This window comes from Paraburkholderia sp. SIMBA_054 (assembly GCF_046534875.1).
Classification (GTDB): domain Bacteria; phylum Pseudomonadota; class Gammaproteobacteria; order Burkholderiales; family Burkholderiaceae; genus Paraburkholderia; species Paraburkholderia hospita.
In genome coordinates, this window is sequence record NZ_JAWRXV010000093.1 from 19,107 (window position 1) to 31,317 (window position 12,211).

At 64.6% G+C, this 12,211-nt stretch carries 9 protein-coding genes; 4 read left to right on the forward strand and 5 right to left on the reverse strand.

The window, feature by feature from the left end; genetic code table 11:
• Positions 1-18 precede the first annotated feature (18 nt).
• Complete coding sequence (locus SB822_RS50965; protein ID WP_410858341.1) at positions 19-1,965, reverse strand: sigma-54-dependent Fis family transcriptional regulator; 1,947 nt, start codon at positions 1,963-1,965, stop codon at positions 19-21.
• A gap of 304 nt (positions 1,966-2,269) precedes the next feature.
• On the opposite strand from SB822_RS50965, the gene SB822_RS50970 reads away from it, so the two are divergent.
• Together SB822_RS50970 and SB822_RS50975 are read left to right on the forward strand one after the other, a co-directional pair.
• Positions 2,270-2,536, forward strand: coding sequence for a DUF2964 domain-containing protein (locus tag SB822_RS50970; protein ID WP_007745761.1), 267 nt, complete (start codon positions 2,270-2,272; stop codon positions 2,534-2,536).
• A 310-nt stretch (positions 2,537-2,846) separates the two neighbouring features.
• Positions 2,847-3,137: a DUF1488 domain-containing protein gene (locus tag SB822_RS50975; protein ID WP_007745759.1), complete on the forward strand. Its 291-nt coding sequence runs from the start codon at positions 2,847-2,849 to the stop codon at positions 3,135-3,137.
• 795 nt (positions 3,138-3,932) lie between these two features.
• Here the strand turns inward: SB822_RS50975 and SB822_RS50980 are convergent.
• The 4 genes from SB822_RS50980 to SB822_RS50995 all read right to left on the reverse strand — a co-directional run bounded on the left by SB822_RS50980 (position 3,933) and on the right by SB822_RS50995 (position 9,637).
• Positions 3,933-6,149, reverse strand: a complete 2,217-nt coding sequence (locus SB822_RS50980; protein WP_410858342.1) for a xanthine dehydrogenase family protein molybdopterin-binding subunit — start codon at positions 6,147-6,149, stop codon at positions 3,933-3,935.
• Positions 6,146-7,138: an FAD binding domain-containing protein gene (locus SB822_RS50985; RefSeq protein WP_410858343.1), complete on the reverse strand. Its 993-nt coding sequence runs from the start codon at positions 7,136-7,138 to the stop codon at positions 6,146-6,148. Before SB822_RS50985 ends, SB822_RS50980 begins: the two co-directional genes overlap by 4 nt.
• A gap of 13 nt (positions 7,139-7,151) precedes the next feature.
• Positions 7,152-7,934, reverse strand: coding sequence for a (2Fe-2S)-binding protein (locus SB822_RS50990; RefSeq protein WP_410858344.1), 783 nt, complete (start codon positions 7,932-7,934; stop codon positions 7,152-7,154).
• Between the two features lie 410 nt (positions 7,935-8,344).
• A complete protein-coding gene (locus tag SB822_RS50995) occupies positions 8,345-9,637 on the reverse strand; it encodes an aspartate carbamoyltransferase (RefSeq protein WP_007749885.1) in 1,293 nt (430 codons plus the stop codon).
• A 404-nt stretch (positions 9,638-10,041) separates the two neighbouring features.
• On the opposite strand from SB822_RS50995, the gene dapA reads away from it, so the two are divergent.
• Positions 10,042-10,905, forward strand: a complete 864-nt coding sequence (gene dapA / locus SB822_RS51000) for a 4-hydroxy-tetrahydrodipicolinate synthase (RefSeq protein WP_410858345.1) — start codon at positions 10,042-10,044, stop codon at positions 10,903-10,905.
• Positions 10,906-11,229: 324 nt separating this feature from the next.
• Positions 11,230-12,183: a M23 family metallopeptidase gene (locus SB822_RS51005; RefSeq protein WP_410858346.1), complete on the forward strand. Its 954-nt coding sequence runs from the start codon at positions 11,230-11,232 to the stop codon at positions 12,181-12,183.
• Positions 12,184-12,211 lie beyond the last annotated feature (28 nt).

A 12,211-nucleotide genomic window follows, 5' to 3' on the forward strand; every position in this document is an offset into this window, starting at 1 on the left:
GGGGAGCGGAATGGGCGTTCAGTGGGTCGTGCGGATGCGCATGTAGCGGTAGACCGTGTTGCGCGCGAGACCAAGCTCACGCGCGGCCGCCGAGATGTTGCCGTTGTTGCGCGCGAGCGTCTGCTCGATCAGCGTCGCCTGCAACTCTTCCATGCGCGCGGGCCGCGACGGTGCGGACGACTCGACGGCAGGCAGCGCGCGCAACGGCTCGTCGCTTGCTGGCTCGCAGTCGTGCAGGAAATCGTCGGGCAGATGCTCGACGCCGATTTCGGCGGCGCCTTCGGCCATGATGCCCGCCGTGCGCAGCACGTTTGCCAGTTGGCGCAGATTGCCCGGCCAGCGGCATCGCGTGAAGTATTCGAGCGCGTCCTGCGACACGCGCGTGGGCATCCGTTCGCTGTCGGGCTCGTCGCTGCGCAGCCGCGCCAGAATCCGCTCGACGAGCACGGGCAGATCGGTGCGCTCGGCGAGCGCGGGCAGGGTGACGACGAGGCCGTTGATCCGGTAATAGAGGTCCTCCCGGAACGTGCCTTCTTCGATCATCGCGCGCAGGTTGCGGTGCGTCGCGCAGACCACGCGCACATCGACAGGCACCGCGCGCGTGCCGCCGAGCGGCACGACGCAGCGTTCCTGCAGCACGCGCATCAGACGCACCTGCTGTGCGAGCGGCATGTCGCCGATTTCGTCGAGAAAGAGCGTGCCGCCGTCGGCCTGCACGATCTTGCCGACGTTGCCGCGCTTTCGCGCCCCCGTGAAGGCGCCGTCCTCATAGCCGAACAGTTCCGCTTCGATCAGCGTATCGGGGAGCGATGCGCAATTGACGGCGACGAACGGCGCGTCGCGGCGCGGCGATTCTTCGTGCATGGCGCGCGCAAGCCATTCCTTGCCGGTGCCCGTCTTGCCGAGCACGAGCAGCGCAATGTCGCGGCCGCGCACTTTCTCGACGCGGTCGAGGACGGCGGCCATCCGCGCGTCGCCCGTGTCGAGCGTGGCGAAGGTGATGGCGGCAGCGCGCGGCTTGCCCGACGTCGGCGCAACAGGCGATGCCGTGGCCGTGCGCGGGCCGCCTGAATCTGCGGAAAACGCGGGGCGTGCCGCGTATTCGGCGCGCGCGAGCACGCGCACTCCGCTCGGCAGCATCAGCGTCAGGCATTCGCCCGGCGCGCGCAACGCCTGCTGGAGGGCGGCTGGAAATGCCGTGCCGAACAGCATCTCGAAGGGCTGGCCGAACAGCGTGTCGAGCGGGCGGCCGAACTGGAACAGCGCGCTGCGGTTCGCGGCGAGCAGCGCGCCATCGGCGCCGAACGCGGCGAGCCCTTCGAACAGCGTGCCGATGAACTCGCTGCGCGAATGAAAGCGCACGCGCACGGCATCGCCGAACTGGTTCGCGAACAGCTGGTTTTCGATGATCTGCGCCGACATGCGCACGAGCGCCAGCGTGTGCTTGTGAAAGCCGCGCGGGTCGCCGCTCACGTCGAGCGCACCGATGGTGCGGCCGTACGGATCGGCGATCGGTGCGCACGAGCAGGTCAGGATGCGATTGGCCTGCAGAAAATGTTCGCCGCCGTGCACGACGGTTGGCTGGCCTTCGGCGAGCGCGGTGCCGACGGCATTCGTGCCGCGATGCGCCTCGGACCACGACACGCCCGGACACAGCGCGACGCGCTCCGCTTTCTCGACGAAATCGCTGTCACCGAGACTGTGCAGGATCACGCCGTTGCTGTCGGTGAGCAGCACCATGCTGTCGGTATCGACGATCTGCGCATGCAGCGTTTCCATCACGGGCAAGGCGTGCGCATACAGCGAGCGGTTGCAGTCGACGAGATCGCGCAAGGCGAGTGGCCGCAGCGGATGAAAGTCGGGCGCCTCGGATGCGCGCAGGCCGAAGTCGCGCGAGCGCGCATGCGCCTGCGCGAGCGCATCGGCGCGGCCCGTGACGGACGGCGTGACGGAACGTTGGGTCACTGCATGTCTCCGATGTTGTGCATTCTGCGTGCTGCTTCGTGCAGACAAATCGCGCGAGTGGTCGCTTTTGCACTGCAGCACCGCATGCCTGATGAAAGCTGCGCAGTCAGGCTGCGCCAGCCGGGGAGGCCGTCGGTCTGTGCCGACTCATGCCGGTCCATCTTACAGGAGGACGCGCGGCGCGTGTTCCGCTTGCCTTCTGGTACAGAAGTGCAATGATCGTAGACAGGCATGCGTTCGCGCTGCGTGCCGCGCTGGGACCACGTTCGTTAGTCCCGGACAGCGCCATTTCGAGGAGAACGTCATGGTGCGCATGGAGTTGAGAGTCGTCCTCGCCACGGTTGCGATCTTCATCGCACTGGGCGGCATTGGATTGTCGATCCACGGTTCGCTGTACTACCTGAATGACGAGATCTGGATGGGTGTGATCGCGATTGTGGTCGGCATCGTGGGGTGCGTGACGATGCTGACGCTGTGGCCCCGGGATCTTCCCGGCAAGACGCCGCCCGAGCATCCCGCCGACGATGTCGGGCCACACGAACATCATCCTCATTTGCCGACTCAGTTTTAGGTTTCAGGCGCGTCGTTACGCTGCACTGCCGCATTTTTGAGGGTTGTCGCGCGGGCAATTGTCCGGGGTTGGTGACGCCTTTTTGTTTGGGTTAGGTGCCGTTTCGCAGTGCATGGCGGCACCATGCTGGCGTGTGGCGAAACAAAACTTGCGGCGCGCCGGAAGTCGTCTACAGTGTTGGAATCAACTGCGGGCGCGCGCGATAAAGGCGTGTGTTCGCGGCTGACAGCCCGCGCTGCGATCCATAACGGAGGCTCGAACAGGGGCATGCGCGGTCCTCGGCGGTGTGTCGTTCGACCAAGGTGTTCCCATGCAGATCATTTTCCCGAAAGAAGTCCCTGAGTACTCGGGGCGCGAGCTGACTCTGGCGTTTCCGGCTATGGTCGATGGGCAGAGGGTGGAATGCACGATCACCGCCGAGGCTCTCGAAGATCACTTTGGGGCCGCGTCGCCGCGGCTCGAAGATATGATGGGTGCGTTTTCGACGCATCGCGAGAGGATTGAGGCCGCTACGCGGCGGTTGTTATCCGAGACTCGGGCTCAATGTGTTGTGCTGCGCAGTGGGTATGTGCGGTTTTATGAGGCTAACTGGCGGAATTGAGGTGGGTTTGCGGCGCTAGTGTTGCCGCTGAGTGCTTGCCGTTTCGCTGGCATCCGCGCTTTGCCTTCGTGCTTCAAGCGTCGCCCCTGTGCGGGGCGGCACCTACTTTTCTTTGCCGCCGCAAAGAAAAGTAGGCAAAAGAAAGCGGCTCACACCGCTAATTCTTGTTCCTGCCTGAGGGCCCCCAACCGGTCCCGCACTTCACACGGCAACCACGTGACTCATGCTTGTTGCCAGCGCTCTTGCGGTGCGCCTCACCCGCTTCGCACGCCCGCGTCGCAGCGTGCCGCGCCGGATATTCCTCCGCCGCCCAGGTGGCAAACTGTGTGTAGGCCGTTGCGCCACACACGTCTCACTCCGGACCGATAGCGCACGCGTCCCACCCTGTAAGAGCGCCAAGCTATACGCCGGGACAACCTACACACAGTTTGCCACCTGGGCGGCGCAAACCATTCGCTGCCGCTAGCTCTTGTTCGGGTGTTTGAAGTGGGTGAGGCGCTCATTCGAAGCGTTGGCAACGCGCGTGAACGAGTGCGTTGCCGTGTGAAGCGTAAGACCCTTTGGGGGCCCTCAGGCAAGAAGAAATGTTGGCGGTGTTAGCCGCTTTCTTTTGCCTACTTTTCTTTGCGGCGGCAAAGAAAAGTAGGTGCCGCCCCGCACAGGGGCGACGCATGAATGGCAAACACCGTAACGCGGATGCCAGCTCAAACACGAGCAAACCAAACCGCGCGCGCCACGAAGGCAAAACGCAGATGCCAGCGCAAAGCCCAGCGCCCCGCGCAGCGGCAAAAAAAATCAAACCATAACAACCTTATCCAAAGTAATAGGCAAATCCCTAACCCTCACGCCGGTGGCGTGATAAACAGCATTCCCAATAGCCGCCACCACGCCAGTGATTCCAATTTCCCCAATCCCCCGAGACCCAAGCGAATTAATAAAAGGATCAGGCTCATCGAGCACAAGCACATCGAGCGCCCCAACATCCGCATTCACAGGCACGTGGTACTCAGCGAGATTGGCGTTGATAAACCGCCCATACTGCTTATCGAGCATCGTCGCCTCTTCGAGCGCGGCACCGATTCCCCAAACAAGCCCACCCATCAATTGACTACGCGCAGTCTTCACATTGAGCATCCGCCCAACGTTATAAACGCCGGTGAGCCTGGCCACACGAATCGACCCAAGATCGGCATCGACATGTACTTCGGCGAACACAGCGCCCCAGGAATGAAACGAGTAACGCTGCTTCTCGTCGCCGGGTTTCGTGCTGGTCGTCGCTTCGATCGGCTGCCCGCCGGCGCGCGCAAGAACCGCCGCGATCGGATCGCGCTTCGAGGGATCGGCACGGCTCGTGACCCAACCGTTCTGCACGACGACATCATCCGGCGACACACCGAACACCGGCGAACCGCGATCGGCTAGCGCCATCGCCACCAGCTTGCCGCGCGCCTGATCGCACGCATCGCGCACGGCTGGCGACACACTCGCGACCGACTGCGAGCCGCCCGACACAGGCGCCTTCGGCAGCGACGAATCACCGAGGCCGAAACGGATATTCTCCGGCGCAATGCCGAGGGCATCCGACGCGACCTGTGTCATCACCGTGTACGTGCCCGTGCCGAGATCCTGCGTGCCGGAAACCACCATCGCCGTACCGTCCGGCAGAATGCGCGCAAGCGCCGCCGCTTCGCTGCGATTGGCGGGATATGTCGCCGTTCCCATCCCAAGGCCGATCAGCGTATTGCCGTCGCGCATCGAACGCGGCTGGGGCTTGCGGCGCGACCACCCAAAGCGTTCCGCGCCGACGCTATAGCACTGGCGCAAGGCCTTGCTCGACCACGGCTTGTTTTCCTGCGGGTCGTTCTCCGCGTAGTTCTTCAGGCGCAGCGCAATGGGATCCATCTTCAACTGATACGACAGTTCGTCCATCGCCGTTTCGAGCGCCCATGAGCCCGTCGTTTCGCCTGGCGCCCGCATGAAGGTCGGCGTGCCGACGTTCAACTGCACGAGACGATGCGTCGTCACCTGGTTCGGCACCGCGTACATCATCCGCGTGACCATGCAGCAGGTCTCCGTCCAGTCTTCGATCATCGACGTGTTGGAGAAGCTGTCATGCCGCATCGCGGTCAACGTGCCGTCGCGCTTCGCGGCGATCACCATGCGCTGCTCGGTGAATGGCCGCCCGCCGACGGAGCCGAACATCTGCGGACGCTCCAGCGCCAGACGCACGGGCCGCCCCGTCTGCTTCGCGGCCATCGCGCACAGCACCACGTGCGACCACGCCGAGCCCTTGCAGCCAAAGCCGCCGCCGACGAACGGCGAGATCACGCGCACGTCGTCGGGCGACATGCCGAGCGTCTTCGCGACGGAGGTGCGCGTGCCCGTCACGCCTTGCGTCGAGTCGTAGAGCGTCAGTTGCGGGCCGTCCCATACGGCCATCGTCGCGTGCGGCTCCATCGGGTTGTGATGCTCCATCGGCGTCGTGTAGACGGCGTCGACGCGCACCACGCCCGCCGCGAGGCCCGCGTCGTAATCGCCGCGCGAGGTGTCGGTCTGCCGGCCTTGCGGCTTGTCGGGCGCATGCGCGCTGGACTTGGCCTGCGTAAAATCGAGCGCCGCCGGTTGCGCTGCATAGGTAACGCGCAACTGACGCGCGGCATCGGTTGCATGTTCGAGCGTATCCGCGACTACCACTGCGATCGGCTCGTTGCTGTAATGGATCTGGTTGTCCTGCAACAGCGACAGATGCCGTCCCGCTGGCGGCGAGAGCGCGGGCCGTCCGCCGTTCGGCAGGCGCGGCACATTCTGGTACGTCATCACGAGCAGCACGCCGGGCAATGCCGACGCACGGCTTGTGTCGATCGAGGCAATCGCGCCTTTTGCAATCGTGCTCGTCACCAGCACGCCATGCGCGAGCCTCGCTTCGGGAAACTCGGCCGCGTAGCGCGCTTCGCCCGTCACCTTCAGCAAGCCATCCGTGCGATCGAGCGGATGTCCGATCATCGTATTCATGCGACACCTCCCGCTGCCTGGTTCACCGCACGCACGATCGCGTTCTGCGCGAGCCGCACCTTGAACGCGTTGTCGTGTAGCGGCCTCGCGTCGTTCAGCGCCGCGGCGGCGGCGTTTTTCAATGTGGCGTTATCGAGCGGCTTGCCCGCGATCATCTGCTCGGCTGCCGTCGCGCGCCACGGCTTGTGCGCGACGCCGCCCAACGCGATACGCGCGCTGCGCACGGTGTTGCCGTCCATCTGCAGCGCGGCTGCGACGGACACCAGCGCGAACGCATAGCTCGCGCGGTCGCGTACCTTCAGGTAATACGCGTGCTCGCTAAAAACGGGCGGCGGCAGATCGACGGACGTGATGAGTTCGCCGGGACGCAGCGTCGTGTCGAGATCCGCTCGCTCGCCCGGTAACCGATGAAACTCGCCGAACGCAATCACGCGCTCACCTTGCGGGCCGCTCACGCGCACATTCGCATCGAGTGCGGCGAGCGCGACGCTCATATCGGAGGGATTCACGGCGATGCATTGCGTGCTCGCGCCGAGAATCGCATGCGTCCGGTTGTGGCCGTTAATCGCGGCGCAGCCGGTGCCAGGCTCGCGCTTGTTGCAGGCGGTGAACGCGGTGTCGTAGAAGTAAGGGCAGCGCGTGCGCTGCATCAGGTTGCCGCCGACGGTCGCCATATTGCGCAGTTGCGCCGATGCGCCCGCGAGCAGCGCCTGCGACAACAATGGATAACGCTCGCGCACCAGCGCATGATTCGCGGCGTCGCTATTGCGTACGAGCGCGCCGATGCGCAGGCCGCCATCGGGCAGCGTCGATACGCTATCGAGCCCTTGTATGCGCGTGATGTCGACGAGTCTGACGGGCCGTGTCACGCCGCCTTTCATCAGATCGAGCAGATTGGTGCCGCCGCCGATGAACATCGTGCCCGGCTGCTGCGCGGCGCGCACGGCACTGGTGATATCGGCGGCGCGTTCGTAGGAGATGGCATCCATGATGGTCTCCTCGTTACGCGACGTCGCTCGTCTTGATGACGAACGTCGAATAGGTGTAGTCGGTGCCGCTGCCGACCGTGCCGCGATGCGCGGACTGCACGGCCGCGACGATATTCACGTACGCGCCGCAGCGGCAGATGTTGCCGCTCATGCGCTCGCGGATTTCTTCATCGGTCAGTTGCGGCGGACGGCGTCGCACGTCTGCTGTGACCGTGCTGGCCGTGCCGGCGTCGAATTCCGTGAGCAAAGCCGTCGCCGAACAGATTTGCCCCGGCGTACAGTAGCCGCACTGGAACGCGTCCTGTTCGATGAACGCGCGTTGCACCGGGTTCAGCGTGCCGCTGCTCGCGAGCCCTTCGACGGTTGTGATCGTTTCGCCTTCATGCATCACGGCGAGCGTGAGACATGAGTTGATGCGCCGTCCGTTGGCGAGCACCGTGCAGGCACCGCATTGCCCGCGGTCGCAACCTTTCTTCGTGCCCGTGAGACCGGCGTATTCGCGCAGCGCGTCGAGCAGCGTCACGCGCGGCTCGAGTTGCAACGTGTAGTCGCGTCCGTTGATGTTGAGCTTCACTGCGCGCGGCGGCACCGTTGTGCGTGCAACGGGCTGTGCTGCGGGCGGCGTTTGTGTCTGCGCGTGCGTGTAGGGTGCAGTGGTAACTGCGGCCGCTGCGGCGGCAGATTGCAGGAAGCGGCGGCGTGAAGTGCTGGATGGAGAGACGTCATCCTCGTCCTGGCGGGACGTGTGCGCATCGTGTTGCGGGCACGAACCCTGACAGTCGTTGTGGTGGGACATGATGTTCTGCTTGCTCCGTGGAAGTTCGATGCAAGCTTGCGCCGCATCGAACCCGAAGCGGGCGCCCGGTGCATGACAAGCCTTGTCATTGAGCAATTTCGATGCCGCCGGTGCAGAACATCACGGGACGACCGCACACGCGGCGAACGGCTTTCTCAAACGACTTCACGCTGCACTCGGCACGGCGCAACGTAAAGGGTTGCGGCGCGCGGGGTGCAGCGTTGAAAGCAAGTGTTGATCGTGGCATATCCGGCGTGGCGCAACCGTGACGGGTAGATGGCGCGAAGATGGCGGAGGGATGGCGTCGGCGCCATGCGTCGAACGACTAGGCGCGGTGCAAAAACAAAAACGCGCGTCGAACCTCGACGCGCGTCTCATATGAACCAGCAGTAAATCAGCTTGTGAGCCGATCAATCGATGCCATGAAACACCGCATCGTCCGGTCCGAGATACGCGGGCGGACGCCACGCGGCATCGCGCATCGAATGTTGAACCAGCTTCTCGACGCCGAGCAGCACCGCGAAGATCGCCATCCGCACGGGAATGCCGTTGTCCGTCTGGCGGAAGATCGCCAGGCGCGAATCGTGGTTCAGATCAGTGCTCAGGTCGTTCGCGCCGGGGCGGCTGTCGCGCGGCAGCGGGTGCATGATCAGCGTGTCCTGGCCGCACACGGTATCGACGAGCGCCTGATTGATCTGGAAGTCGGGCGTGTAGCCTTCGAACGACTCATCGGCGAAGCGCTCCTTCTGGATGCGCGTCGCATAGACGACGTCCGCGCCGCGCAGGCCGTTGGTGAGATCGTGCGTCTGTTCGACCACGTGGCCGTTGCGCGAAATCTGATCGACGATATACGCGGGCATTTCCAGGGTGGGCGGCGAAATCAGCGTGAACTTGATGCCGCGATACAGCGCGAGCAGCTTGACGAGCGAATGCACGGTGCGCCCGTACTTCAGGTCGCCGACCATCGCGATATGCGCGCCGTCGACGATCTTGCCCAGACGCGAGAACTCGCGCTGGATCGTGTACAGGTCGAGCAGCGCCTGGCTCGGGTGCTCGCCGGGGCCGTCGCCGCCGTTGATCACGGGAATGTTGGTGGCGCGCGCGAATTCGGCCACGGAGCCCTGGTCCGGGTGGCGGATCACGAGGGCATCGACGTAGCCGGACATCACGCGGCTCGTGTCGTAGATCGATTCGCCCTTGGCCATCGACGAAAACGTGAAGCCCGTCGTATCGCACACCGAGCCGCCCAGGCGGCAAAACGCCGCGCCGAAACTCACGCGGGTACGCGTGCTGGCCTCGAAGAACAGGTTGCCGAGCACCGCGCCTTCGAGCACGCGTGAGATTTTCCGGCGGCGCGCGATGGGCTGCATGATGTCGGCGACGCGAAACAGCGCTTCGACGGCGTCGCGCGAGAACTGATCGACGGACAGCAGCTGCGGCTTGCCTTCGAACAGCATCTGGCTGGCCAGCGACTGCGAATCTACGCTCTGCGTATGTTTTTCAGCGGGTGCGCCGTTGACGACGATTTCCGACACGAAGCGCTCGACGATTTCCGGCATCGCGCGCGATTCCTGCGAATCGTCGGGCAACAGCCACGTGTCGAGCGCGCGCTTCGACACGCCGATTCGCGTCGCGAAGCCATCGCGGGTGAGATTCAGACGCCGCATCGCGTCACGGAGAAAAGCTTGTTGCGGGACGCTCATGGGCTGCCTCTTTTTTCGTCAGGAGATCGGATGGATATACGCGGTGCGTATATTAATTCGCTGGGCGAGGAAGTCAAGGAATTTCTCGCATCCATTCGTCCGGGCGGCTGATTTCGCCTGCGCTGGCGAAACGCTCGCGGTGGCAAGCGCAGTTTTGCGGTTACACTGCCGGACATGGAAAACGGCTCATTGCTTCGTGATCGTGTGGAAACAGGTACGCCTCTGCGTGCCGCGATCGCGTGCGCCGCTTCCAAAGCCAAAAAACAGTTGCTCATCTGACCGGAGCTGCTGTTCCGTCAGATGTGCGACGGAACAGCCTCGATCAACGGTCCTCGAAACTCCCGCTTACGATCCTGCTTCCTCGCCGCTGAACGGTTCCCGTACGGTCGCGTTCGAGGAAAGTCATGTTCAATTTTTCGGGTATCTGGATTCCCCTTGTCACGCCGTTTTCCGCAAACGGTGCCGTCGATCACGATGCGTTGCGCCGCCTGATCAGGCGCTACGCCGACGCAGGCGTCGCGGGTGTGGTCGCGCTCGGCACGACGGGCGAGCCGTCTTCGCTCGAGCCCGCCGAGCAGGAAGCCGTGCTCGCGACCACGCTCGACGCGGCGGGCGGCGCGCTGCCGGTGATCGTCGGCGTGTCGGGCAACAACGCGCGCGCCGTGCGTGAGCGCGTGCTGCGTCTGAATGCGTTGCCGCTCGCGGGCGTGCTGATTTCGGCGCCTTACTATGTGCGGCCGTCGCAAGCGGGCATCGCCGCGCACTTCACGATGCTCGCCGACGCAAGCGAGCATCCCGTCGTGATGTACGACATTCCCGCGCGCACCGGCGTGCGCATCGAGCTGGAGACATTGCTCTCGCTCGCCGCGCACCCGCGCATTCAGGCGATCAAGGACTGCGCGGGCTCGCTCGATACCACGCACGCGCTGATCCTCGACGGCCGGCTGCAAGTGCTCGCTGGCGACGACATCCGCATCTTCGACACGCTCTGCATGGGCGGCAGCGGCGCGATCGCGGCGTCGGCGCATGTGTGGCCGGAGCGTTTCGTCGCGCTCGATAGCGCGTTGAAGGCGGGGCGTCTCGACGAAGGGCGGGCGCTTTTTCATTCGCTCGTGCCGTTGATCGGCGCGCTGACGGCCGAGTCGAACCCCGCGCCTGTGAAGGCGGCGCTCGCCGTGCAGGGTCTGATGGAAGGCGACTTGCGCGCACCGATGACGCATGCAAGCGAAATATTGCGCGAGCGTTTGCAGCAACTGCTTGCCGTCTGACGTTCGCTCGACGGTTTGGGGTCGCCGTCTGCGGCGACCGCGCACAGTGTCTCGCGGACTGGTGTGACGGCGAAAGCGCGCTGAACCTCATGCGGACATGCGACGAATCCGATGTCGTCCAATTTGAGATGCGGGCCTGGCGGATGGCGTGATAATTCGCGCCACCGTTTTTCCCCATCAACGAGATCGATTCGTCATCCTGCGTATGCTGGTTCACCGCAACTCTGCGCCGTCCGCCGCGCGTACCACGACACTTGCCGCGTGTTCGTCTTTCGCATGCATGCCGCCGTGCATCGTCGCGGTCGGAACGCAGGGCGGCCGCTGATGTCGCTGATCTGGGGAACTGGCAGGAGCCTGACGAACGGCTCGGTTCGCTTCGTCACGCGGCACACCGCGCTGACCATCGCCGCGCTCGTCGCCTGTGGCAGTTCGGCGCTGGCGTTGACGGCGGGCATCGTGATCGGCCGCGATCATCCGAAGCGCGACGCGGCCACGCAAGCCAGCGACAACCGCGTCGCGCGCGACTACACGATCGCTGAACTCGGCAAGCTGAATGCGGCAATCGAGCAGATGGAGCCGCGCCTCACGCAGCTCGCCTCGCAGGTCGCGACGCTGCACGATTTCGAAACGCGTCTGAAGACGATCAAGACCTTGCCGCGCCCCGTGTTCGCGCCGCCCGTGCTGTCGGCGAGCGATGTGCTCGGCGACGACGCGGGCGACGACGTGACCGACGTCGCGCAACAGAAGACGGAGAAGACCAGGCCGTCGGCGAAGGGCGCCGCGCGAGCCGCGCCGAAGCGCGATGCGGACGACCATGATGGTCCGTCGACGGGGAAGCCCGCCGAACAGCCACTCGACAAGGCCAGCGAAACCGCAGCTGAAAACGGCGAAGGCGGCCCGTCGCTGCCGCCGCGCCGTTGCGACGAACTGACCGGCCACCCGGCGCATGACGCGCTTGCGATTCACGAACAGATCGCCTGCCTCGTCACGACGCTGTCGGCGCTCGAACAGGAAGCGACGCTGCACGTCGCGAACTGGGAGTCGTTCCCGGGCCGCATGCCCGTCGACGGCGCGCGGTTCGGCTCGCCGTTCGGCAATCGCGTCGATCCGTTCACGCATCACCTGAGCTTCCATCCGGGCGTCGATCTCGTCGCGCTGCCGGACACGCCGATTCTCGCCGCAGCGGGCGGCCGCGTGATTCACGCGGGACCGCAGGGCGGCTACGGCAATGCGGCGTTGTTGCATAAATCGGGTTTGAAGACAAAGGCGGTCGTGTGATCTTGAATTCAGGCAATGCGAGCGGATT

What these genes read in the sequence shown, in the direction of transcription:
- SB822_RS50970 (WP_007745761.1), top strand. Translation starts at nt 2,270, where the DNA reads ATGGTGCGCATGGAGTTGAGAGTCGTCCTCGCCACGGTTGCGATCTTC.
- SB822_RS50975 (WP_007745759.1), top strand. Translation starts at nt 2,847, where the DNA reads ATGCAGATCATTTTCCCGAAAGAAGTCCCTGAGTACTCGGGGCGCGAG.
- SB822_RS50980 (WP_410858342.1), bottom strand. Translation starts at nt 6,149, where the DNA reads ATGAATACGATGATCGGACATCCGCTCGATCGCACGGATGGCTTGCTG.
- SB822_RS50985 (WP_410858343.1), bottom strand. Translation starts at nt 7,138, where the DNA reads ATGGATGCCATCTCCTACGAACGCGCCGCCGATATCACCAGTGCCGTG.
- SB822_RS50990 (WP_410858344.1), bottom strand. Translation starts at nt 7,934, where the DNA reads ATGTCCCACCACAACGACTGTCAGGGTTCGTGCCCGCAACACGATGCG.
- SB822_RS50995 (WP_007749885.1), bottom strand. Translation starts at nt 9,637, where the DNA reads ATGAGCGTCCCGCAACAAGCTTTTCTCCGTGACGCGATGCGGCGTCTG.
- dapA (WP_410858345.1), top strand. Translation starts at nt 10,042, where the DNA reads ATGTTCAATTTTTCGGGTATCTGGATTCCCCTTGTCACGCCGTTTTCC.
- SB822_RS51005 (WP_410858346.1), top strand. Translation starts at nt 11,230, where the DNA reads ATGTCGCTGATCTGGGGAACTGGCAGGAGCCTGACGAACGGCTCGGTT.